The organism is Microcoleus sp. A2-C3 (genome assembly GCF_036706065.1).
In the GTDB taxonomy this organism is placed as follows: domain Bacteria; phylum Cyanobacteriota; class Cyanobacteriia; order Cyanobacteriales; family Microcoleaceae; genus Microcoleus.
Map to the genome: position 1 here is coordinate 120491 of NZ_JAUBVX010000007.1, position 24716 is coordinate 145206.

The following is a 24716-nucleotide window of genomic DNA, read 5'->3' on the forward strand; positions in this document are numbered from 1 at the left end:
TACAAGATACTATTGTTTTTTGACAATGACCTACTTACTATTTAGAGATTTATGCGATTTCGCTGCCGTGCAGGCGGACGAAAATTTGTGTAGCCCCAGCCTTGAGTCTGGGTATTTAATGAGTTTAATTCACAAATTCTTGAGTCCAAGTGACTGTTTTGTTGCCTAACTGTCGCCCGTGAATTTTTACGTGAGTCAGAGATTGTGACTTTAAAGTACCCAGTTTTTTGTAAATGTATGTAGCTGTATCCTGTTGGTTTGGGACTTCGGCAGACTCCAGAATGACGTGGAGCCAACCTTCTTTAAATCCCGCTGTGGCAGTAATTCCCTTGGGTTTTAGCAATTGATTGATCAAAATGGCGATCGCCTTTGGTTTGCCTTGTTTTGCCATTTCCACAAGCTGATACTGAGTTGGTTTCTGGCTAGAGTTTTGCTGCTCTGTTGCTGAATTTTTGTTAGTGATATTCTCCTGAGTGTCAGCAGAAGGAATCCCGCTTTCTTTTGACTCAACTTCGCTCAGCATTTCCATTAATTTGTCGGTAAATCCATTAATTTGTGTTAGATAATTTTTGAGACTTTTATATTTCCAATACAAACGCTCTTCGGTACTTTCTGTAGAAAGTTTTCCGTTCATAGCAGATTCCAACTCGCTGAATATCTGTTCTATTTGCGCCGTTGCGGAGTTAGCACCTTGACTAACTAAGCCTTTCATTTCCTCTTCCAATCCCAACTTGCGTTTGATGGAATCGCTAATATTTGTAGTAACAAGAGCGGCTGGTTCTAAACTTTCGATAATTGTCGGCGTTTCAGAAATGGGGACTGTTTCTACCAATTCCTGTCTGAAATCAGCAGTATAATTATTGCTGTTGGTTTTTGAGTCTTTAAACTGTATATTTTTTGCCGTGTCCGGCACTAAGTAACTCTTCTGGGGGTCATAATGATAGTGAGCCGGAGCAGCTTGAATAATCTGAGTAATATCCCCCGGTTCAAAATATTCGTTGCGCCTGTCAACCGGCACAATATCTTCATAGAAAGTGTTATTTAAATGCGTCTGATCGTAATCTTCGGTAGCCGAATTTTCGCTAATCGAATCTTCGGCTATGTCGCGTTCTTCCTGTTGCAATTTTGCGTAACAAGGATTCATCGCTTTGATGATCACGCTAGCTGCTTGGTCGTATTCGTCGCTGTTGTCAAGTTTGCCCGCAGTTCCGTACAAATTAGATTCGAGTTCGGCTAGGCTGCCACAGACATTAAACAGTTGTCGCAGCAGCTTGTCAAGTTCTTGGGTTTTCAGCAGCAGCCAATCGCGCTCGCTAAATGTGAACTCGTGATAAAGAGTAGAAAAAATGAGGATTTTAGCCCTCAATGGATTGGTTTGCTGTAAAATTTTTTGTCGGACATCAAATAGATTTCCGGCGTCTCTTTCTAGCGACTCGCCTGCGGGAAGTTGCGAACTAAAGTGTTCATCAAATGCAGGTGCTTCATAACCGCCAAAATTAGATATGTTGGTTTCTAATTTTGTGAAATCTTGGTATTCGTAAAGCCTGCTCAGTTGGCAGACGATTTGATCTGCCACTAAAGCGTACTCGGTTTTTTTGTTAACCTTGGCAACGATACTGTTTAAAACTGTTTCAATATCTTCTAACCTGCTGTATTTACCACAGAGTTCTTCGATCAACTTTCTTAGATCTGCGCTGGCGAGTTTGGCCGGATCGTTTTCCCAACACTCTTTACAAGCAAAAAATATGATTCTTTTAATGCGCGAAAGATTGAGATCTTGTTCAAATTCGCGAAGAACTTCATCTAAAATAGATAAAGCTTGCATAGTTTTCCTCCCCAAAAGATACCCTGTCAGTCGATTTTAGATTTTAGATTTTAGATTTACTGTCACTTTGAATCAAAGGAACCCGAACAGGAGTCTAAAATTTTAGTGTCTCCACGATTTAAGTCGTGGACTTGTACCCGTTTTTGGGCGGGTCAACAGTCAGCAAGAAATAATACAATCATACCACATTTGATAAATGCAAGACTTTGATGCGATCGTAATTGGCAGCGGTATTGGTGGCTTAGTGGCGGGTTCGATGCTCGCTCGCTACGGGAAGGGGGTACTCGTCTGCGAGAGCCATACCATAGCGGGCGGGGCGGCTCACAGCTTTTCGCGCCGGGGATTTCACTTTGATTCGGGGCCTTCTTTTTATTGCGGTTTGACTGATCCGCAGTCGCTGAATCCTTTGCGGCAAGTCTTGAATATGTTGGAGGAATCGATCGCAGTAATTACCTACGATCCGCTGGGGCACTACCATTTTCCAGAGGGAAGTTTGCCAGTTTATGCTGATGCGAGGAATTACTTAGATGCTGTAGCTAAATTCGCACCACAAGGTGCTGTAGAATTACAGCAATTTCAACAAAATTTATTAGTTTTGTATGAAGCTTTGCGTGGAATTCCGGCTTTAGCGTTGAGATCTGACTGGCAGTTAATACTTGTGTTGCTGTCTCGGTACTCGCCTGCTTTGCTGAAGCTGTTACCGTCATTAGGGGCGATCGCCAGTTCAGCAGGTTCCTTGATGGATCGCGACGTGCAAGACCCTTGGGTGCGACGTTTAATCGATTTGGAGTGCTTCTTACTGTCGGGCTTGAAAGCGCATGAAACCGTCGCGCCAGAAATCGCTTTTATGATTGGCGAACGATCGCGAGTGGCGATCGAGTATCCTGTAGGAGGCAGCGGTGCGATCGTCGATGCCTTAGTTCGAGGCTTACAGCGCTGGGGAGGAAAGTTGCGATTGGGAACACCAGTCGAGCAAATATTAGTTGAATCCGGCAAAACTACGGGAGTTAGGTTGCAAAACGGCGAAATTATCCGCGCCCCAATTGTGATTTCAAATGCCACAGTTTGGGATACCTATACAAAGTTACTGCGCCCTGAAGATTTGCCGCCCAGCTACCGAAAAACTGCTTTGTCGATGCCAGCAGTAGACAGTTTCATGCACCTGCATTTAGGAATTAAAGCCGAAGGACTCGAAGGGTTGACCGGCCACCACGTCGTCGTTCATGACAGCTTGGTTGACATTACAGTACCCGGAAATACCTGCATGATTTCGATTCCAACAGTGTGGGATCAAACTCTCGCACCGCCCGGACATCACGCGATTCACGCTTATACATTGGAACCCTACGCAGGTTGGGAGTATGGCGATAGTTATCAAGAAAGAAAGCAAGAGCGATCGCAATCTCTGTTTAAAGCCTTAGAAAAAATTATACCGGATTTGCGATCGCGAATAGTCCTGGAGTCGATCGGCACACCGCTAACCCACGCCCGATTTTTGCGCCGATATCAAGGAACCTACGGGCCAGCAATCGCCGCCGGAAAAGGCACATTTCCAGGGCCGCAAACCCCGATCAAAGGCTTATATCGAGTGGGAGACAGCACCATGCCCGGAATCGGCGTTCCCGCCGTCGCAGCATCGGGTATTTTGTGCGCGAATACCCTGGTAAATTCCGATGTGACAGCACAATTTTTGTAAATTGGTAGATAAAAGGGGCGGGTTTTGCCAAAGAAGACGGGGCGGTTGAAACCGCGTCTATACAAACAAAACCCAGATGGTGCGTGGGTTGAAGAATGCGCGGTTTCAACCACCGTCTTATCTGAATTATGTTAAAAACCGATTATCCACCAGCGGCAAAAGCGCCCATAACTGCGATCGACAAAGCCAAACCGGGCAACAGCAGCAATCCTAACATCAAAGCATCGTGTGCACTCATCACTTTCTCCTGATACTGACGTTGGATAGCTTATCATACACACCCAGATTTCGCCACCGCCTTAACAATTAAAACCGACAAATTGATGCCGGAGTCACCGGGCAAACTTTATTCACAATCGAATTTCCGCGCAAGTCAAGCGTCGTTAGCTTTTGCAAAGATTGCAGTGCACTGATATCAGAAACTTGATTGTTGTACAAATCGAGCACAAATAAATTATTCAAAGCTTGCAGTGCGCTGCAATCGGCAATCGGATTGTTGAACAAATAAAGTTGAGTCAAATTAGTTAAAGATTTCAGCGGACTGATGTCTGAGATTTGATTGTTGCCGAGGTTGAGTTCAACTAAATTAGTTAGATCTGCCAAAGCACTAATATCCGATATTTTATTTTCAAATAAAACCAGTTTTTTTAAGTTAGTCAAGGCTTTCAGCGGAGTCAGGTCAGATATTTGATTCTCGAACAGAAACAGCGTAGTAAGATTTTTTAAAGAAGCCAGCGGGCTGATATCCGATATTTTGTTTTTGTAAAGGTAGAGTGTCTGGAGTTCAGTTGAATTTACCAGAGGAGCGAGATCATTAATTTGATTTTTATAAATAATTAACGCCTTTAACTTAGTCAAACTTTTCACTGCATTGATGTCATAAATTTTGTTATCAAACAAGACAAGTTCGGCAAGATTAGTTAGAGCAGTTAGGGGACTGATGTCTGATATTTGATTGGTATCGAGAACGAGTCTAGTCAGATTTATCAGAGATGAAAGCGGGCTGATATCTGATATTTGATTGACATCTAAATACAGAGTTCTCAGCTTGGTTAAAGATTGCAGGGGAGCGAGGTCAGATATTTGATTGCTGTCGAGGCTTAGTGCAGTAAGTTGAGTGAAAGATGAGAGAGGACTAATATCGGTAAGTTGAGTAACTTTAAGATTTATTTCTGTTGTATTAGAAAGCAGTTCGTTGGCTCGATCGCACTCGGTAGTATCTGATATTTGCAACAGTATTTCTACGGTATGCTTCGCGCCGGGAGAGAGATTATCTTTGTGCTTGCACCAATCGGAAAAGTTATTATAAGTTGTTGTCATGGGTTTTAGCTTTTAGATTTCAGTTATTGAGGTGCGTTGTTGCGCTTGGCTGCTCTTTCATATAATCAAAGAGCGCTCAAGCGCAAAAACATACCTGCACGTGTAAATCTTAAATCTCTGATAAATCTAGCAATTACGTCTAATTTGTAAATCGGATTTTTGCGGTTTTTGAGAAATATTAGCAAAAATTGTGTAAAATAATCTTAACATCGTTTATTGCATTCATTTACCAGAAAAAATTGGTTTAAAGCCTCTCCCTTTTAGGCAGAAGTTAAAAGAAGACGATTCATTACTCCAATCCTCTTCCTTCTTTTGTCAACTGTCAACTGTCAACTCTCAACTCTCAACTCTCAACTCTCAACTCTCAACTGAATCAAAGGAGCCAACAGCCAACTATGACGCCAGAACTAATTTTCGATGCAGGTAATCTGTTCGTTTTGCCTTTCTGGGCAATTATGATTTTATTGCCCAACTGGGGAATTACCAGAAAAGTGATGAATTCCTTTATTCCGTTTGCAGTGCTCGCCATCTTGTACATATATTTGTTTGGTAGCAGTCTGACTCCAGAAAATGCGGCTGCTTTGTCCAATCCCAAGTTGGCAGATATTGCTAAGTTTCTGGGGCAGGAAACGGCGGCTGCTACGGGATGGATTCATTTTTTAGTGATGGATTTGTTTGTGGGACGCTGGATTTATTTGGAAGGACAGCGGACAGGTGTTTGGACTGTTCATTCTTTGACTTTGTGTTTGTTTGCTGGGCCGATGGGATTGCTTTCTCATATTGTAACTGCTTGGATTACTGAAAGGTTTTTTCCGAGTTCTGAGGTGGTGGAAACTGTTACTCCTTCTGTTTAGCTTTTTCGCCGGAAGCCCTCGCGCGATACTTTCAGGTTGCTGTCGAGATGGATAGTATTTTGTAGGGTGTGCACGGCGCACCCTACAAAAGACAAGATTGCATTCATTCGATCGCACTTCTTGACAAGCATCTGCGTTAATCTGTGTTAATCTGCCTTACATCTGCGGTTTCCCGATCGATCCAAAATTTATGCAATTCAAGTCTAGTCAATCGGTGCGCTGTGCGCTACAAAGTTAACAGAATTTTTAAGAGGTGGCTAGGGGCAGCACTAAGCGGGCGACAATTAAGTTATTTTCTAATATTTCTAAGGAAAAGTCTCCCCCCATTAAGCGTACCGCCCGCTGACAAATTAAGAGATTTTGCACGATCGACCTATTTGACGTAACAGCCAATATATCGCCGTGGAAACCGCCGTTGAACACAGCAATTAACTGTCGATCGCACGCGCCACTATCAATCACAGATAATTCTAGCCAATCTTCCCCCAAAAGTTGAGAGCGAATCTCAACCTTGTCGCCAACTCCAGAGCGTCTGCAAGCCATCGCCAGCAATTCGCACAGGATCAAATCCAGCTTAATGCTGTCGGCGCGAACGCCCAAAGTCTGACCCGCAGGCAGCGACACAGCAGTCTCTCTGTTCACTTCCAGCAAGATTCCCGACTGTTTGACCAGGGGGGCCGTGCGATCGAGCGATCGCCTCAACCAAGCGCTCACAGGCACCGCATCTTGTGCAAATTGCGGCCGCCACTGCTCCTGTTTCAGCACCAAATGAATTGACCCCAAACCATTGCCAATTTGTCGCAAAACCTGTTGGTAGCGCAAAGTTTTCAGAGCATCCTTTTGTTCCTTCGCCGACTGCAAAATCGACTGGCTCAACTCTCCCAACTCCTTAACGCCCGCTGCCACAGTGCGGTAAAAATCCTCGAAACGGCGCTGCTTGTACCAGTTGAGCATCTCCAGATCCAATCGCTGCGACTCCTGCGCCGATTGCACCGCCAAATACCTCCGCCACCAAGCCAACTGAGACGCCATCGAAGTCAGTAAATTCATGGACAATTCTGACCACTGGCGGCCCGTAGCATCCGCAACCACCACAATGCCCAGGGGAGCGTGTTCTGGGGCTGTCCGCAGCGCCACTGTCATAATTTCGCCAATTCCCGGACTGCGTAGCCACCGCTTCGTCGCCAGCGGCACTTGGCTCATGCTCTGTTGCAGCACGCCTCCTTCCGCTAGGGTTTTTTGGATCAAAGCGTCTGTTTGGACAGGAATCAGCGCCTGGGGATTCAAGGCAAATACGGGGTTGGCAGCTACCGCCGCCGAGATTGAACCTGCATCCTGGCCGGGATTCCAAGTAATTACGGCGACTAAAGGACAGGCAATTGTCTGGGAAACGTGTTCGGCAAAGTGACGATCGAGCTTTTGCAGCGGCAACTCGGGCAACATCTGCGGTGAAGCAGCAGATATCTGTCGCCCAGATTGCTCCTCGCCAGAATGCTGCAAAACCGCCAAACCCGATTTGATCGATCGCTCAAATTGCTGATATTTGTCAATTTCCGAACTCTGCTGCCAGGAGTGCAGGATTAATCCTAACTGTTGGCTAACTACCCGAACTAATTCTCGCTCCGAGCCTCTCCAAGTGCGAGTTGCGCTGTGCCCGACAACCAGCAAACCCTCGATCGATTTGCGATTTGCGATTTGCGATTTGCGATTGGGGTTTTCTCCCTCGGACTGTTTTCCGCGAGTGCTCGATGCCAAAAGCGATCGCATCCCAGCTTCTCCCAGCACTTCCCGCCAAGCCCCCAACCGCCCGTCTTCCTCCCAATTTTCGATCGCCAGAGGTTCCTCGCTGGCTTGCACCAGCCCCACGTCACCGGCATCAAGGGCGTTGAGCGGCGACGGTACTTGTCTGCGGTTGCGGGGCAGATTTTGGCAGACAATTTCAAAGCGATTTTGTTCTTCCCTGTACAGCAACAGCAAAAAGTATTCGCACTTGAGCCGAGAGCACAACTGCTCAGCCGTATTTTTCAAAGTCGCCTCCCAGTCAGCATCGCTGTAGATGGCGCGGGCTATTCCGGCAGTTAAATCTCGATCGAGCTGTGCTTGCTCAATCCTCTCCTCCATCTCCGACAGAGGAGCCGTCAGAGCCACTAAATGCGCCGCTCCTCGCAGGTAATGTTTTTCATTATCTTGCCAAATCCGCGCCTCGCCGGCTTCCACCGCCAAAAATCCCAACAATTCCCCTTCCAAAACAATCGGCGCAGCCAACAGAGAGCGAGCACGAATTTGCTGCATCAACCGCCCCGTCAGCTCAGTTTTCAGAGAACTATGAGATTCACCAATCCAAACTATTTGTTCCGCGGCCAAAGCCTGATAAAATTCTCCCAAGTCTTGCACAGTAATGCCCGAAGCCGGTCGGATCAAGCCCAAACCCGGAGCAACTTGGCGGTTGCTGACTCGACGCCAAAAATAGCGCCGCTCTCGCTCAAACCAATAAACATTAGTCCGCGTCGGCTCGATAAATTCATGGGCTTGTTCGACTACCGCTTGCAAATATTGGTCGAGCGATCGCAATTCCCGCAACTGCGAAATCAGCGCTAACAGAGACTCATCCGGGCGTTTGACTTGTTGTCGCTGCCAATCTTTTTCTATTTGGTAAAGAGCAGTTGCTAGCGCTCCAAATACGATCGCCAACTGCGTTTTTTCCGCCGACTTTGGCGACGATCCCGACACATCAGTCCCCAGCAAAATCACGCCGTAGCAGCGGTCTTGGTAGCGCAGCGGAAACAGAGTCGTGCCTTGAATATTGTAAATTTGAGCTGCTTTGCGCCATTCTCCAGCTTTGTTTTCCGATCGCAAATCCGAGACTCCCACCGGCTGAAGCTGAATCACCACCTGTTCCAGCAAATCCCCAGCGCTGAGGGAAAATCGCTGTTTGAGAAAAGACAAATCGCCGTTAGGAGTCATGCCACCTTTCCCTAACAATCGGTGCGCCTGTCGATCGTACAACCCAATCCAAATCAACCGCCAATCAAATTCCGCTTGCAAGTAACCGAGAGTGGTTTCCAGCAGCACTTCCACATTCTCCTCTTCTCGGAGAATCTGGAGAACGCGATCCAGGCCCGCGATTTGTTCGTCTAAATCCTTCAATCTTTGCTCCTGCCCCATTTCCCAGATTCCCCACACCTTTGTTTAATTTCAAATTACCAACTTAAAATTTAAAAATATTAAAATTAAAAAGAATCAACCTATAATATAGTCGTCTAATTTATGCTTAAATCTAAAAGATTAGATCAAGTCGATCGAAGTCCAAGTAAAAATCTCACCTTTCCAGTCTCCTGCTGAATATTTTTATCTCCCTTCTCATTTCTCATTGGTCAACTGCCCCAGGACAAGTCATTGGATATTTATCAATCAAGCGTGCGCCCGCTGTTGTTTTCCGTATTGAAAACCGATGCCGAGTGGTTGCACAACCGCACTCTTCAAATTCTCGAACTAGCAGCCAGAACCCAGTCTAATCCTGCCACCAGCCAAATGCTCTCCCGATTGCAGAAATCTTTGGGAGTACAAGACGATCGCCTCGAACAATCGAAGTGGGGACTGAGCTTTAAAAATCCTGTCGGCTTAGCCGCCGGATTTGATAAAAACGGCGTAGCTGCGGACATTTGGGCAAATTTTGGCTTTGGCTTTGCCGAACTCGGTACAGTCACGTCGCAAGCGCAGCCGGGAAACCCCCAACCTCGCTTGTTTCGCTTGACGGAGGACAGTGCAGCCCTCAACCGCATGGGATTTAACAATCAAGGAGCCGCGGCAATGGCAGCCCGGTTTCAGGCAGCACAGAAACAGTCAAAATTCGACGCCTCGCGCCCTATGCCTGAGTCGCCATTCCCGATCGGCATCAATCTCGGTAAATCTAAGGTAACACCGTTAGAGCTGGCAGCAGCCGATTATTTGGAGAGTTTTAAGCTGCTCAAAGATTGGGGCGACTATTTTGTAGTCAACGTTTCCTCTCCCAATACGCCTGGATTGCGATCGCTCCAAGATGCTGCTGGGCTTAGCACAATTTTGGAAAATTTGCAACAAGAAAATCAAGGAATCAAGCCAATTTTAGTCAAAATTGCGCCGGATTTGGAGTCGGAGGCGATCGCATCCATCCTCGACTTAGCAAAAACCTACCAACTAGCAGGAATTATCGCCACCAACACCACCATCCGCCGCGACGGATTGAAAACCCAAATATTGCGAGAAACAGGCAAACCCATCGCCGAAGAAGCGGGCGGAATTAGCGGAATGCCAGTCAAAGAGCGATCGACAGAAGTAATCCGATTTATCTGGCAATATACAAAAGGGGAATTACCAATAATTGGAGTAGGCGGCATTTTCACCGCCCAAGATGCTTGGGAAAAAATCGCCGCCGGTGCAAGTTTAATTCAAGTTTATACTGGTTGGGTTTACGAAGGGCCTTGGATGGTGCGGCGGATTTTGGAAGGTTTGCTACAAAAGTTAGAAGAAAAAGGATTTAATTCAATTTCTGAGGCGGTTGGTTCAGAAAATATTCAATAGTCGGAAGAGAGAGGATGGAAGTCCTCACTACAAACGGATTTTATGAGAAGTAACCGGAAATTATTTAAGTCCAAGAGTTGTGTGTTTTGAGTTCCAGAAAATTCCCAACCCAACTCACAACTCCTAACTCGCCAGTTGCGGTAGCTATCCATAACTTATACCAAGAAAGTCAAATTAATGCAACAGTAATCGTAGCGTGTGTCGCCATCAACAATCCCTGAAAAATATCGACGATTTAACAGCGACGCACCTTCTGAGCAGGATCATTGTAAACAAACACAACATTTATTGTGTAGCAATCTTTTGTCAAAATGGTATTACTTGGGTTTAGAAAGCCCAGCCAGCGACCAAGTTAGGCTCACCATCATCAAACGGCCTAGAGCCTTTAAACCATCTTGGGCGCTATTTTCCACCGCTTCAGATACAGTTTCAGACTTAACATTTACCGATAATTCTTCAGCCGTTGCTGCGATTTTTTCCGATTCGACTTGTTCAGAAGATATCTCAAGGCTGACTTGTTGCTGCTGATTTTGTTCTTTGGTCATTTTCTGAGTCACCTCCTTGAGTGATTGCGTACATAACCATTACTACAAATGTAACTTATGTGTATCCGGGATTTAGGAAGTCATTTTTTCTAGACCCGATAATCACAGTTACCAAATGACTTCAAAGTTTTGATTTCAGTTATAAGCTATCTTCAAGAGCACTTACGCAATTTCCCTAATCAACGCGGCTTCTTTACCAGAAAGAATTTGTTGAAAGCCTCTCCCTGATCAGGGAGAAATTAAAATCAGACTATTCATTACTCCAATCCTATTCCTTCCAGGTAGAGGTCGCACTCATCTGTCAACGGTCAACTGTCAATTGAATGAAGGAAGTCCTGTTGAATTCAAAACTCACTAATTTTAAAATTGCCCTAAGTAGATAGGTGCAAATAAACTTGGATCTGTCACGAAATGTAAAGCGATCGGAAGCCTTGCAGTTGCTTATTTTGACTGCGTTTGCATCGCAACTACATACTTATATATTTTCCTACTAATCTACTTACTGTCGGTGATGCACATCACTGAATTGTTATATTTACTTAACAGTAATATTTCCGAGATTCTGATATAGTAAAAGCTTAACAATTAATTTGGCTCCGATCGCTCTCAAGCAGAAAGCAGGCGTTTGGAAAATATTAAGAAACTGAAGGTGTAGAGCCGATGGCGATTTATGTTGATACTGCAATTGTAGCGGAAGCCGCACGGGCGAGCAAGTTCGGATGGATAGCGGGAATTACTACTAATCCGACACTTTTGGCAAAAAGTGAGCTATCTGCTGAAGAGACACTCAAACAACTGGCACAAATGATTCCTGGGGAACTGTACTATCAGTTAACAGCATCCGATTTGGATGGCATGGTAGCAGAAGGAAAAGCCGCTTTTGAATTAATTGGACAGCAAACAGTTTTGAAAGTTCCAGCAACCGCGGCTGGTTTTCAAGCAGTAGCCCAATTATCGCCGAAAATTCCTTGTGCAGTGACGGCGATTTACAGTGCCGCCCAGGCGGTTGTTGCCGCAGAAGCAGGGGCGAAATATGCGATCGCCTACGTGAATCGCGCCACCAGACTCCTCGGAGACGGTTTTGCCTTAGTGCGAGATATGGCTAACGTATTGCAGAGAACTAATACAGAGATTTTGGCAGCAAGCATTAAATCACCAGAAGAAGCAGTAAATACTTTATTAGCCGGCGCCCATCATTTGACATTGCCTTTGGACGTATTGCAAGCAATGGCAGTTCACGAATTGTCCCAGCAAACAGTTGATGAATTTGCCAAAAACGGGCGAGGAATTTTGGGATAATATCATGTCCCTTTGCACAACTTCTTGATTATTTTAAAATTAGTCATTGGTCATTGGTCATTGGTCATTGGTAATACAGTCTCTCTTTTCTTCCTTCGCGAAGGACGCGGTTCGTAAAAAAAAGTAATTCTGTACAATGTATGCTGCACACCTTACACTACTGCCAACTGCCAACGACCAACTGCCAACTGCCAACTGACAACTATCAACTGCCAACTGCCAACTGACAACTATCAACTGTCAACTGTCAACTGTCAACTGACTATGGCATTCGCCAAATCTTAATAGTGTGATCGGGACTGCCGCTCACCAAAGTCTTGCTATCTTTGGTAATAGCCACAGAATTCACAAACTGGCCGTGACCAGAAAGAGTGGTTCTTTCTTTGCCCGTCTTCAAATCCCAAACTATAATATCTCCGCCCCCGCTGATCAAAGTGCGGTTGTCCGGGCTAAAGGCGATCGTCCTCACCCAGCTCGAATGCCCTTTAAAAGTGCGAGTGCGCTTCCCGTCTTGCACGTTCGACAAACGGATCGTATTGTCACTGCTAGCACTAGCCAAAACTTGCCCGTTTGGGCTAAAAGCCACAGCATTAACCGCGCCCCCGTGACCCGTGATAATTCTTCTGACTTCTCCGGTGTCGAGATTCCACAAACGCACAGTCTTGTCATCGCTGCCGCTAGCCAGAGTTTTACCGTCGCGGCTCAACGCGATCGCGTTTACTCCTCCGGCGTGGCCACTCAAAGTCCGCAACCTGCTGCCGGTTTTGACATTCCACAAGCGAACAGTTTTGTCATCGCTGCCGCTAGCCAGAATTTTACCGTCGCTGCTAAAAGCGATCGCGTTGACGGCGGCTTTGTGAGCGGCAATCGTCCGCACCCGCCGCCCCGTCTTCAAATCCCACAAAATCACATTATTGTCGTCGCCACCACTGGCCAACATCGAGCCATCCGGGCTCACCGCCAGCGTGTTGACCGATTTCTTAGAATGCACCGGATTTAGAGTCCGCACCACGCGTCCCGTCTTCACATTCCAAATTCTCATCGTCCCAAAGCTGGCGCTGACCAAAGTTTGACCGTCCGGCGACAGGGCGATCGCATTTACACTTCCGACATTATCCAAACTTCTTTGCAAAAACTGACTGCTAGGCAAACTAGAAAGCAGCCACACCGGGTTTGCCGGAAACACTCCGTAACGCATCGAACCATAAATTTGAGACGCGCCAATACCCAGCATCAAAACAGCAGCGCCCGCCAGCAACTTCTTTTTCCAACCTAAAACTTCTTTCTCAGACTGGTTCAAGCCAGCAGAATTTAGAGGTCTGAGGCGGTTGATGGAAGTGTGTTTCGTCGCCCCAGCCGCCCCGGAAGTTCCGCGAATTTTAGTTTGCCCCGTCGTCGGCAACTGAGTCGGCAACTGAGTTTCCGCGCCGTCGAGATGAATTTCCTCCAAGCACTGCAAAACCATCTGCGGACTTTGAGGTCGATTTCCGGGAAAAGGCGCCATCAAATAATCGATGACATTAGCCAAGGGGTCGGAAACCTGAGGAGCTCCTTTGCGCCACATTAATTTGCCCGTGCGCGGGTTCTCTGGAAACGCAGTCGGCGGCTTTCCAGTCAGCAAATAAACAAAAGTGCGCCCCAGAGCAAAAAAATCTGACTGCGGAACCGCCTTGCCATTAGTTTGTTCCGGCGGCGTATAGCCAGGGGAAACAATACCAGTCACATTTCCTCCCTGACCCACCTTAGCGAAATAAGTCCCTGACACTTCCCGAGCAGTCCCGAAGTCAATCAGCACTAACTGCCCGTTCGGCTTGCACATAATATTGTGCGGCTTGATATCCCGATGAAAATAGTTGAGTCGGTGAACTTGATCTAAAATTTCCGACAGTTGTTTGAGCCAGTTCAGAGCTTGTTCTTGACTGATCGGGCGGCCCCGATGTTTCAGCCAGTCTTGCAAATTTGCCCCAGCAATTTTCTCCATCACCAGACAGTGAAAAAACTCTGTGCCGTGAGCTGGCGTAAATATAAAATAACCGTCGCGATCGACTTTTGGAATACCTGGATGTCTCAGCCTGACCAATACGTCGGCTTCTTGCTTAAAAAGTTCTACAGCTTTGGGATGTTCTTTGAGTAGGACTTTGAGCACTCTTCGAGCGCCGTTGTCGTCCACTTCAAATGTTCTGCCAAAGCCACCACCTCCGAGAGGCGCGACTAGCCGATATCTACCTTGCAACAAAAGTTCAGACCCGCAGTGGATACACGCGGATCTACCAGAGTTGGCTGGATCGGAGGGATTCGGGCATTTGGGATTGAGGCAATAACTCACGAAGCCACATAACCCTGATTGAGGTTGCTCTATCAAGTTTTACTTTGGCACTCTCAGCACTCTTGGTGACTGAGATTCTTGGTTCAGCGAAGTCACTTGCTTGGGACTGGATTACTCCAGATCAAGTAAAAGTGTCTTCTCCTCAAGCGTTAATTCCGGTATGCCCTACCGTACTTAATTAGTCCTCTTGATCTATTGAGGTTTTCGTTCAAATGCGAGTTCTCCTAGACGGCAACACCTATCGGTGTGACTACGTACTCAACAATCCAGTTAAGTTTTTACGTTGTCTAGTGATACTCAATTTTTAACTTATGACGATCGTATCACACCTAGTACAAGACTGATGAGCACTCTTGATTTAAATCCTTCGCGTCGCACAAGTCAAGCGGAGTGAACTCTAGCTCGTTTTCCCCTTTCCATTATACGATCGCCACGACCACTCTCAAAGGAAGAAAGAAAAGAGAGGGAGAGAGGGGGAGATAGGGAGATGGGAAGAGGGGGAGATAGGGAGAGTGGGAGAGGGGGAGAGCGGGAGAGGGGGAGAGTGGGAGAGGGGGAGAGTAAGGGACAAAAATCTGCCTAATGCCTTTTGCCTCTTCCTTCCTTGTTTCTTCCCTCTGCCCGATGGCGGCAGAACTGATGGTAATCGGTAATCAATGATGGGTAATCGGGAATTCTATCCGTTACATCCGTTAAATCCGCTACACAATCCGTTGCCGAACTTCCTTGTTTCTTCCCTCTGCCCGATGACAGCAGAACTGATGGTAATCGGTAATCAATGATCGGTAATCGGGAATTCTATCCGTTACATCCGTTAAATCCGCTACACAATCCGTTGCCGAACTTCCCTCTGCCCGATGACGGCAGAACTGATGGTAATCGGTAATCAATGATCGGTAATCGGGAATTCTATCCGTTAAATCCGTTAAATCCGCTACACAATCCGTTGCCGAACTTCCTTGTTTCTTCCCTCTGCCCGATGACGGCAGAACTGATGGTAATCGGTAATCAATGATGGGTAATCGGGAATTCTATCCGTTAAATCCGTTAAATCCGCTGCCGAACTTCCCTCTCTAGCCTTTTAAGCGAGTCCCTCGATTACCGGATGGAAGTAGAATGCCAGCGCCAAAACAGCATAGGCCGCCAACAGCAAAGTACCTTCGAGCCAGTTAGACTTGCCATCAGAACTGATAGAATTCGCGATCAGCACCGCCACCGCTACCGCTACGAGTTCAAACGGGTTGAAGTCCAAGTCCATCGGTTTGCCCAGGATAAAACCCACCAAAACCAACACTGGGGCAACAAACAAAGCAATTTGCAAACTTGAACCCACGGCCACAGAAACCGACAAATCCATTTTATTTTTCATCGCCACCGTCACCGCCGTCGTGTGTTCGGCCGCATTGCCAATAATCGGCACTAAAATCACCCCGGTAAACAGTGATGTCAGCCCCAAAGTGGCGGTAGCTTCTTCTAGGGTACTCACGAGCAATTCTGACTCGATCGCCACCATCAGCGTACAGCTCAACAGCACCCCAATCCACAATGGCAGATTCACTTTGTGATCGGGACTGTCTGGTGCTAAGTTACTTTCGGCTAATTCTTCGAGCATTTCAACTTCTGCCACTCCAGCATCGTACAGATAACTGTGGGTTTTCATCGAAAACAGCAGCGTCAGCACGTAGACGAGAATCAGGACTACAGAAACAGCGCTGGAGAGTTGCTGCATAGTTTCCGGGGCGATGCCCATAGAGGTGACATCAACAGCAGTCGGCACCAAAATGGCAATTACGGCTAAGTTCATCGCCGAAGCGTTCAACCGCGCGACTGTCGGCTGAAATTCTTGTTCTTTGTAGCGCAAGCCGCCTAGCAGCATCGCAAATCCCATCACCAGCAGTAAGTTGCTGATAATTGAACCGGTGATGCTGGCCTTGACAACATCTATTAGTCCGGCGTTGAGGGCGACGATGCCGATAATTAATTCTGTGGCATTTCCGAAGGTAGCGTTGAGCAAACCCCCCAAGTTTGAGCCGAGTACGACGGCGATTTCTTCGGTAGCTGTGCCCATCCAGGCCGCTAGGGGGATAATGGCTAGGGCTGAGGTGATGAAGATTGTGGAGGATTCCCAGCCGAGAAAGTGTCCGGCGATCGAAACTGGGATAAATAACAGCAGGCTGGAAATTATGTTGGTTGTGTTTAGCATTTAGATTCTGAAAAGCTGCCAACCGTCAATCATAGCCTGTGACCAAATGAAAAAAAGGGCGAGGGATTTGGATGTTCGCTTAAAGTTGTGGTGGGCGATCGCACTCACTGACTTTTTTTGGTCAGAAGTTGTCGAAGATACTTGATAAAATTGAAAAGCTTGATCGATAATTTGAAAATGACTCAACCGTACACTAAGCTTCTGGACTGATAAATTGCCTGCGATCGAGATAGAAGAGTGCGGGAGTGTCAATATATCTAACCGTTGGTGGCGGGAGCTAAAATCCGATGCCATAATTGAACCGAGACTGTGTTTGCCATTCAACTTTTTGAACCCAATTCTCAATCAGATAATCTCACGGACATTTTAATCAATTTTTCTACGGGTTCGATCGCTCTGTCAAGCATAGTTCAGGCAGTAGTGTAAAACTGCTGCCACTCATAACTAACAGCTATATTGATCGAGGAGTTTTGTCAAAATGAATTCACCTGACATTACACTAGATATTCCTTCTGAAGGTTTATCGATCGCCAATCCAGCAACTTATCCCGAAGTCACGCAGCAGCTATCGGAAAACGTGATTTTCACAACAGTCGATGACATGAGCAACTGGGCAAAAATGTCGAGTTTGTATCCGCTGATGTTTGGCACTGCTTGCTGCTTCATTGAATTTACCACCATGCTCGCTTCCCGCTTCGATTTGGATCGATTTGGTGTATTTCCCCGGATGTCTCCCCGACAGGCAGATTTGATGATTACCGCAGGCACAATCACGATGAAGTACGCTCCTGTTTTGGTGCGGCTTTATGAACAAATGCCGGAGCCCAAATACGTGATTGTAATGGGGGCTTGCACGATTACAGGCGGAATGTTTAGTGCCGATTCTCCTACTGCGGTGCGGGGTGTGGACAAACTAATTCCGGTGGATGTTTATTTGCCCGGATGTCCGCCCAGGCCTGAAGCAATTATGGATGCGATCGTCAAACTGCGCAAGAAGATTGCCAACGACAGCTTGCAAGAACGGCAAAAAACGGAACCAACCCACCGCTATTATACCCGCCCTCACCGAATGAACGTTGTGCCGCTAATTCACGACGGAAAATACCTGGAAACTTCACCACGTCAGGTTCCGCCGCCAGAAGTTGTCTCCTCTGGATTGCCTGCTTTACGACAGTTGGAATCGATTCGGGCGATCGAAGCATGAAGATGATTTAAACCAACTAGCACAGGAAACTGCGCCATTTCACTTTTTTGTCCTCCCTCAACTAAAAGGATCGCAATTTCACCAACAGCGAGGTTGTTGGGGAGGATAGAAAGATGGTGTCATTTAACCGTGCTGGTTTAGTTATAGTAGAGGAAGTGGCGATGAAAATCATAATTTGCTACTTCGTCCCTGTACGAATCATCTTGAAACCATACACATAAATATCAGGAAACCCATAACGATTTTCTTTCGGTCGCCATTTAGCCAAACCAATTTCAGTTAAAAAATTGGCAAATTCATCAAAGTCAGGATATATTTCCCGTACACTTTTATGCCATGCGTTCTCAAGGTCTTGTCTGGTAGGTAAAGCTGGAACACCTTCTAGATCTTCAAAAAATTGGCATAATTCAGGATATTCTTGTTTAATTGCATCACAACGTTCCTCTGATGCTTTTTCTAAACCAATCTCCAGAGATGTTCCCCGAAGTAAACGATCGGTTGGAGCCTTAACTGATGTTTGTCCTTTGTAAGTTAGCTCCTGCTCTTTGGCTCCTTGAAGCAAGGCACTTAAGCTGCGGGGAAAGGCAGTGTTATTTGAGTCTGATAAACGTTCGTAAATCCATCTATAAACATATTTAGCTTTGTCTCCTGTTCTGCGACGAATTCCCCACAATAAGTCTAGGGCGCGGTTTAAGGTTTCTTCATTAGCATCATCAATGTTTTCAACAGGCGAAGAACAATCTACTAAATTTTTAAATTCTGCTGATTGCATTGCTTGACGAAGGGCTAATCGCAAAAAATCTACCCTTGTCCACTTCAAAAAAAGATCGCGTCCATTGAAGTGACTTTTATTGTCAAAATTTAAACGATTCCAAATGTCTTCTCGGATAAATATTTTAAAGCGAATTGATGTTAATCGACGGGCATCGCAAGCCTGAATAAGTTGAAACAAACCACTTAAAGCTTGCTGTCTAACTCCATCTGTATCGGGGAAGTCTTCATCTAAATCATCATATAAAAACCAAAGTGTTTTATTTTTATCCCGTTGCTGTTCGTTCAGAATGTCTAAGACATCCGGCAAAACAAGTCTCAACTGTGAATCAGTTGATAATTGAATTAAGGCGAGCGTATGTTCAGACTGCCAGTTTTCTCCCGGCAGTCCCTTCAAGATGTTGCGTATACTTTCAAATTTAGGTTTTTGAGTCCCTTTATCTGGTAGTTTTAAATAATTTTTTTGAAAAACTCGAAATATCAAGTAGGCTCGCCAAAATGCCTCCCAAGTTCCCTCATTATCTTTTAAACTTTGATTGATAATTTGAAATTCATTGCGTGTTGGGCGACTGTTCTGGAATCCACCATGACCAGAGAGGAAAAGTACAGAATCTAATCGACCACGAGCTAGCTGTCGAGCCTTAGATTCATGCTGTAATAAAAGCAAGTAAAGTGCCGTCTTGCCAGTTCCTTTTCTACCTCTGATTAGGCAAGTTGTTTCATCTAAGAATTTGTCAAAATTAGCAGTTTTCTGAAATAAAGCGAGAAGGTTAGACTTGGGATCGGCAGCATTTAATGCTGGAAAATTAAGGCTTTCAATGATTTGCCAGCGTTGTTCAGTATCTGTTGCAGCTAGAATTTTCTGTGATCGAATTTGATTAGTTTCTTCATCTATTAAGTTAGCAATTCGATTGTAGTAATCCAACAAGCCTGTTACAGGATGACGATCTGCTAGAGCAATTGATGGAATGTAAGGCACGATTAATGGTTCTGCTAATTCAGATTGAGACTCATCTGAGTCATCACCATTTTCATTCGGCTCATCTCGATCTACTTCGCGCTCAATGACTTTGCGTAAAAGCTGCCAAACCTCTGTAACTTTAGCCATTCCACTATCACTAATATCAGGAACAGGTGAAAACACAAAGTTAATTGACAACTTGCCAAAAGAATTGAGTGATTTTAAGAGAAGATCAATTCCTTGCCGATTTTGTTCGTTGGGAAACAAAAATATAATTGCCTCGTCAGCAGCTTGGAGTAGAGATAAAGCACCCCATTCATTGATTCCGGTACGTGAATCCACCAAGATGACATCTGGTTTTAGCTGTTCTTGAATTTCACGACTAAAAATAGACCAGAGGGTTTCACCATTATCCAGAATAGTAGTTGCTCGCAGATCGTCAACTTTAGCAATGTAGTCAAGACTTAAATAACCAGCAGGAACAATAAAGAGTCTTCCTGTTGCATCAGGTATTGTAACTTCACCAAATATCTTAGTGATTAAAATATTGGGTTCTAACTCTTCAGGCAAATAGGAGCGCTCATAAAAATAATCGACAATACCAAATTCAGGTAGTGGTTTTAAGCTAAAAGCTGTACTTAAACCTGGTGCTTCTAAATCTAAGTCAACAGCCACAACTTTTCGACCCCGCATAGCTAAAATCCAAGCCACATGGGTTAAGGCAGTTGTTCGCCCGACTCCTCCTTTAAAGGAATAGAATGTGATTGTTCGAGGAATGCGGGGTTCCGGTTGAGAAAGTTGGGGTTGATTTTGCGGATTGGCAGCCCACAAAGCTAAATCTTGCCAAGTTTGTATTGAGCTTTCATTGGTAAGCTGTGGACGTGACAAATGTAGAGAAGTTGCTTCTTCTACCGTATATAAAGAAATAAAACCTGGGGATATTTTGAATGTACGAAGGATGCTATGCACTTCCTCCTTTCGCTGTGGTAATGATAATTCCTTAAAGCGATGGCTGATAATGGTCAAATTCAGAAGTCCAGAAGTAGAAATATTGATGTCAGTCCATTCCTGCGGACTCTTCACATAACTGTCCGTAAGCTGCCGTTTAAGTGATATTTGCCAGGTTTCCTGCATATCTGCCTCTTCTTTAAAATTGAGTAGCTTGTTTCTGTAGCCAACGTATGAGACTATTATATGCAGACAGCCACTGCTTATAGTCTGGATCATCAGGTTCACTACCAGAGTAGCGCATATCTATAAAATGTTGATTTTGGGGATTTTCAACAGTGACAAGCCATTTCATTACTTGCGGAAATTTTTGCATCCTATCATGCAGCTTATTATGTCGCTTCAAAGCATCTTGAAAACTATGTCCAGGATTAGTAATTGTATGTCCAGGATTGTTATAATCTGTTTTCCATTCTCGCTTAGCACTTTTGTGTAGGGAAGCGAATATCATTGATTTTAGCAAACATTCTATTGTCACACCACCAAAGTGCATGGCAGCCACTTTTCTGGCAGAGGAACAAAGTATTTCGGTATCCTGATAACGTTGTAAAAAAGCAGAGTCGTAATCTTCCATGTTTGCCAGATGGTTTACTAAAAAAGTATACTAGCATTGGGAGATTGTGTCAACGATAAAATCAGTGTCGGTTAAATGTGAGCGTCAACCCATCTGACATCACAAAAGTCGCAAATAATTATCAGCAATGTCAATAAAACTAGACTTTTTCAACGTAGAAGTCGTCCCGCACGATCAAAATTGGCGAGGCGCCTTTGAAACTGAGTCGAGACAGATTGCACTTGCACTTACCGAAAATGTGGTTGCGATACATCACATTGGTAGCACAGCCATTCCACAAATTCATTCAAAGCCGATTATTGATATGTTAGTTGAGGTTAAAGATATTACGAAACTCGATCCACAGACTTCAGCAATGGAGGCTTTAGGCTATGAAGCAATGGGTGAGTTTGGGATATCGGGCCGTCGTTTTTTTCGCAAGGGTAATGAAGCAGGGATTAGAACACACCACATTCACGCATTTGAGGTAAATTCAGCGCATATCGAGCGCCACTTAGCGTTTCGAGATTATATGATTTTCCATCCTGAAGACGCGCAGCAATACAGCAAACTCAAACAAGAACTCGCCTACAAATACTCTGATAATATTCAGGGGTACATGGACGGAAAAGATGGATTTATTCAAGCAATGGATTTAAAAGCCGCCAAGTGGCGATTATCTTCTTAAATCTATGATATTAGAAGTTGCAATTCTTGATGTTAAACCTAATATGGCTGCTGAGTTTGAAACCGCTTTCAAAACAGCTTCAGCTATTATCTCTTCTATGTCGGGATATATCTCGCACGAGCTGCAACGCTGTATAGAAACCACGAATCGTTATATTCTCCTGGTGCGATGGCAGAATTTGGAAGACCATACTGTGGGATTTCGAGAATCGCCGGATTACCAAAAGTGGCGTTCTTTATTGCATCACTTTTACGATCCTTTTCCAACAGTGGAACATTACGAAGTCATTTTGTCATGACTTATATCGTGTCCGGTGGATTGACAAGTCTCGGATTATACCAATTTCATAAAGTAGCGCTAAATATTACCCCCCCCAACCCCCCCTTATTAAGGGGTGGCTCAGACTTCATCAGCACATCTTTAGAAAAATCGTATTAGTTCGTAGTGCGTCCTGGTGTCCGCAATAATGAGCGGGAGGTTTTGATATAAATCAAAGATTTATGCAAAAGATTGAATATATATGATTGCATCACTGTTCGCTTTTTAACGGATATCGCACACAATGAACATCTCTATTCGACTACTTCAAGAAAATGAGTTAGCGGCGGCTGAACATATCTTTCGACTGGCTTTTGGTACTTTTATTGGATTGCCTCAACCGACAGATTTTGGTGGTGATGCGAACTATGTTCAAACGCGATGGCTAGTCGATCGCACGGCGGCCTTCGCAGCAGAGGTTGACGGGCAGCTAGTTGGCTCGAATATAGCTGTTTGTTGGGGGAGTGTGGGTTTTTTTGGGCCGCTGAGCGTTCATCCTGACTTCTGGAATCAAGGTGTTGCTCAAGGTTTGATTGAATGTGCGATCGGCAAATTCTCGGAATGGGGGACGCGACAGGCGGGGTTATTTACTTTTCCCAACAGTCCAAAACACCACGGGCTTTATCATAAATTCGGGTTCTACCCGCGTTTTTTGACTTTCATTATGGCAAAACCAATTCAGTTTGTGGAGCGGGATTTTCCGGTAATAAAATATTCTGAATTAACTTCACAGGAGCGATCGCACTGTCTGAAAGAATGTTATGAATTGACGGATGGTATTTATGCAGGGCTGGATTTATCGCGGGAGATTTTGGCGGTTGAGGCTCAAAATTTGGGTGATACGGTTTTATTGTGGGATGACAAGGGTTTGGCGGGATTTGCTGTTTGTCATTGCGGTGCGGGTAGCGAAGCTGGTTCTAATGTATGTTATGTCAAATTTGGAGTTGTGCGATCGGGTGTTGGCGCAGGCGATCGATTTGAACAGTTGCTGGATGTCTGTGAAGCGTTTGGGGCGAGTCAAAAAATGTTGCGTCTGATGGCTGGAGTGAATACGAGCCATGATGTCGCTTATGGTAGGATGGTTTCTCGCGGTTTTCGCACTGAAAGTACAGGTGTAGTAATGCACAGGCAAAACGATCCCGGTTACAATCGACCAGAGGTTTTTGTATTGGATAATTGGCGCTAATGCCAACTTGTTTTGCGGTACGTTCAAAAAAAGACTCATTAACAAGCGCTACATTTAGAGGTTTTGTGTAGGCTGACTCTGTGCAGTGTACACACCTGTATTTAGAAATTTTGCCTAATTTCTAGTTAAATCGATCCCGTCACACACATCAAAAATACTCATTTTGGAGGATGACAACAATGGATCTTAAACTATCGGATAAAATTGCACTGGTCAGCGGCTCAACAGCCGGAATTGGCTTAGCAATTGCTACCCAACTCGCTCAAGAAGGTGCAGCGGTGATTGTTAACGGACGCACGGAAGAACGGGTGAAAAAGGCGATCGACCAAATCAAAGAAATTGCTCCCAATGCCAAGCTGCAAGGTGTCGCTGCCGATTTGGGAACTGCAAGCGGAGCCAGCGAATTATTCGATCGAGTTCCAGAGGTAGACATTCTGGTAAACAATCTGGGAATTTACGGAGCGAAACCATTTGAGGATATTGATGATGATGAATGGATAAACTTTCTAGAAATCAACGTCATCAGCGGAGTGCGACTTTCTCGAAAGTATCTGCCATTAATGCTGACCAAGAATTGGGGGCGGATTATTTTCATTTCCAGCGAATCTGCACTCAATATTCCAGCAGAAATGATTCACTACGGAGTCACGAAAACGGCGCAACTTTCCCTCGCCCGCGGTTTGGCAGAGATGACTGTTGGCAGTAATGTAACTGTCAATTCTGTGCTGCCGGGGCCAACGCGATCGGAAGGAGTAGAAGATTTCATTCAAGGATTGGCAAAAAACCAAAAGGTGACGGCTGAACAGGTGGAAAAAGAGTTCTTTCAAAAGACTCGCCCTTCGTCGCTGATCCAGCGTTTTGCTGAGACTTCGGAGGTGGCTGCACTTGTGGCGTTTGTTGCCAGTCCAGTAGCGTCTGCTATTAACGGGGCGGCTTTGCGAGTGGAAGGCGGTGTCGTACGATCGATCGTTTAGCTTGAATAGTATAGATTACAGCGCCGTCCGGTGCAGTAGCCCCTCAGCAAAAATTTTAGCTGCTGAGGGGATTCACCCTGTTGTTAACTTTACCCGCACAATTTCCCTCGGTCGATCGCCAAAGATTAAAATTTTCCGGGGAAAAGTTGCTATTTAATGAATAAGACTTTAAGATCCAGCAATGTAAATCAAACTCTCAACGAGCAGCCCTGCAAGCACTAACCTGAAATGGGTCGCAAGTGCCAGAAAGCAGTAAAAGCTACCTTTTTTAACTCTTTGAACAGCAAAGCATTGACAGAAAAACTCAGGGATCGACGATCGGCAGATTGGAACGAATGCTTTGCGAACAATACTACAAATGTATCAAAAATTGTCAGCCCAAATTTAGCACCTACAGATGCCTAGTCCAAATGCCTACTGCGTAA

At 45.3% G+C, this 24716-nt stretch carries 18 protein-coding genes; 9 read left to right on the plus strand and 9 right to left on the minus strand.

All coding sequences use genetic code 11. The features are described from left to right. Nucleotides 1–124 precede the first annotated feature (124 nt). Complete coding sequence (locus QUB66_RS06480; RefSeq protein ID WP_265233440.1) at nucleotides 125–1825, minus strand: hypothetical protein; 1701 nt, start codon at nucleotides 1823–1825, stop codon at nucleotides 125–127. A 196-nt stretch (nucleotides 1826–2021) separates the two neighbouring features. Here QUB66_RS06480 and QUB66_RS06485 point away from each other — a divergent pair, with 196 nt between their 5' ends. Continuing rightward, entirely contained in the window at nucleotides 2022–3521 is a 1500-nt protein-coding gene (locus QUB66_RS06485; RefSeq protein ID WP_332966800.1) for a phytoene desaturase family protein, read from the plus strand. A gap of 306 nt (nucleotides 3522–3827) precedes the next feature. Here QUB66_RS06485 and QUB66_RS06490 read toward each other — a convergent pair whose 3' ends face one another. Further along, on the minus strand, nucleotides 3828–4841 hold the full coding sequence (locus QUB66_RS06490) for a leucine-rich repeat domain-containing protein (protein ID WP_332966799.1): 1014 nt from the start codon (nucleotides 4839–4841) through the stop codon (nucleotides 3828–3830). 395 nt (nucleotides 4842–5236) lie between these two features. Here QUB66_RS06490 and QUB66_RS06495 point away from each other — a divergent pair, with 395 nt between their 5' ends. After that, entirely contained in the window at nucleotides 5237–5695 is a 459-nt protein-coding gene (locus tag QUB66_RS06495; protein ID WP_265233437.1) for an ABA4-like family protein, read from the plus strand. A 246-nt stretch (nucleotides 5696–5941) separates the two neighbouring features. On the opposite strand, the gene QUB66_RS06500 is transcribed toward QUB66_RS06495, so the two are convergent. Then, nucleotides 5942–8860 carry a sensor histidine kinase gene (locus QUB66_RS06500; RefSeq protein ID WP_332966798.1) on the minus strand — a complete coding sequence of 973 codons (2919 nt, stop codon included), beginning with the start codon at nucleotides 8858–8860 and terminating at the stop codon, nucleotides 5942–5944. A gap of 231 nt (nucleotides 8861–9091) precedes the next feature. On the opposite strand from QUB66_RS06500, the gene QUB66_RS06505 reads away from it, so the two are divergent. Further along, entirely contained in the window at nucleotides 9092–10255 is a 1164-nt protein-coding gene (locus tag QUB66_RS06505) for a quinone-dependent dihydroorotate dehydrogenase (protein WP_332966797.1), read from the plus strand. A gap of 317 nt (nucleotides 10256–10572) precedes the next feature. Here QUB66_RS06505 and QUB66_RS06510 read toward each other — a convergent pair whose 3' ends face one another. Further along, a complete protein-coding gene (locus tag QUB66_RS06510) occupies nucleotides 10573–10800 on the minus strand; it encodes a hypothetical protein (RefSeq protein WP_265233434.1) in 228 nt (75 codons plus the stop codon). Nucleotides 10801–11460: 660 nt separating this feature from the next. On the opposite strand from QUB66_RS06510, the gene QUB66_RS06515 reads away from it, so the two are divergent. Continuing rightward, nucleotides 11461–12099, plus strand: coding sequence for a transaldolase family protein (locus QUB66_RS06515; protein ID WP_265233433.1), 639 nt, complete (start codon nucleotides 11461–11463; stop codon nucleotides 12097–12099). 262 nt (nucleotides 12100–12361) lie between these two features. Here the strand turns inward: QUB66_RS06515 and QUB66_RS06520 are convergent, their stop codons facing one another. From QUB66_RS06520 to QUB66_RS06530, 3 genes are all read right to left on the minus strand, one after another. Beyond that, on the minus strand, nucleotides 12362–14425 hold the full coding sequence (locus tag QUB66_RS06520) for a serine/threonine-protein kinase (RefSeq protein WP_265233579.1): 2064 nt from the start codon (nucleotides 14423–14425) through the stop codon (nucleotides 12362–12364). 1081 nt (nucleotides 14426–15506) lie between these two features. Continuing rightward, complete coding sequence (cax, locus tag QUB66_RS06525; RefSeq protein ID WP_332966796.1) at nucleotides 15507–16628, minus strand: calcium/proton exchanger; 1122 nt, start codon at nucleotides 16626–16628, stop codon at nucleotides 15507–15509. Then, the gene (locus QUB66_RS06530) at nucleotides 16629–16973 is read right to left on the minus strand and encodes a hypothetical protein (RefSeq protein ID WP_332966795.1); all 345 of its coding nucleotides are present in this window, start codon (nucleotides 16971–16973) and stop codon (nucleotides 16629–16631) included. Nucleotides 16974–17106: 133 nt separating this feature from the next. On the opposite strand from QUB66_RS06530, the gene nuoB reads away from it, so the two are divergent. Further along, complete coding sequence (gene nuoB / locus QUB66_RS06535) at nucleotides 17107–17832, plus strand: NADH-quinone oxidoreductase subunit NuoB (RefSeq protein ID WP_332966794.1); 726 nt, start codon at nucleotides 17107–17109, stop codon at nucleotides 17830–17832. 178 nt (nucleotides 17833–18010) lie between these two features. Here the strand turns inward: nuoB and QUB66_RS06540 are convergent, their stop codons facing one another. Both QUB66_RS06540 and QUB66_RS06545 read right to left on the minus strand, forming a co-directional pair. Then, nucleotides 18011–20698 (minus strand): ParA family protein, encoded by a 2688-nt coding sequence (locus tag QUB66_RS06540; RefSeq protein WP_332966793.1) that lies wholly within the window; start codon nucleotides 20696–20698, stop codon nucleotides 18011–18013. A gap of 13 nt (nucleotides 20699–20711) precedes the next feature. Continuing rightward, a complete protein-coding gene (locus tag QUB66_RS06545) occupies nucleotides 20712–21146 on the minus strand; it encodes a hypothetical protein (RefSeq protein WP_332966792.1) in 435 nt (144 codons plus the stop codon). Nucleotides 21147–21273: 127 nt separating this feature from the next. Between QUB66_RS06545 and QUB66_RS06550 the strand changes: the two genes are divergently transcribed. The 4 genes from QUB66_RS06550 (at nucleotide 21274) to QUB66_RS06565 (ending at nucleotide 24291) form a co-directional block, all read left to right on the plus strand. Next, complete coding sequence (locus tag QUB66_RS06550; protein WP_332966791.1) at nucleotides 21274–21813, plus strand: GrpB family protein; 540 nt, start codon at nucleotides 21274–21276, stop codon at nucleotides 21811–21813. Nucleotides 21814–21817: 4 nt separating this feature from the next. Then, nucleotides 21818–22111 (plus strand): antibiotic biosynthesis monooxygenase family protein, encoded by a 294-nt coding sequence (locus tag QUB66_RS06555; protein WP_332966790.1) that lies wholly within the window; start codon nucleotides 21818–21820, stop codon nucleotides 22109–22111. Nucleotides 22112–22375: 264 nt separating this feature from the next. Beyond that, entirely contained in the window at nucleotides 22376–23317 is a 942-nt protein-coding gene (locus QUB66_RS06560) for a GNAT family N-acetyltransferase (RefSeq protein ID WP_332966789.1), read from the plus strand. A 179-nt stretch (nucleotides 23318–23496) separates the two neighbouring features. Beyond that, nucleotides 23497–24291, plus strand: a complete 795-nt coding sequence (locus QUB66_RS06565) for an SDR family NAD(P)-dependent oxidoreductase (protein WP_265239426.1) — start codon at nucleotides 23497–23499, stop codon at nucleotides 24289–24291. Nucleotides 24292–24716 lie beyond the last annotated feature (425 nt).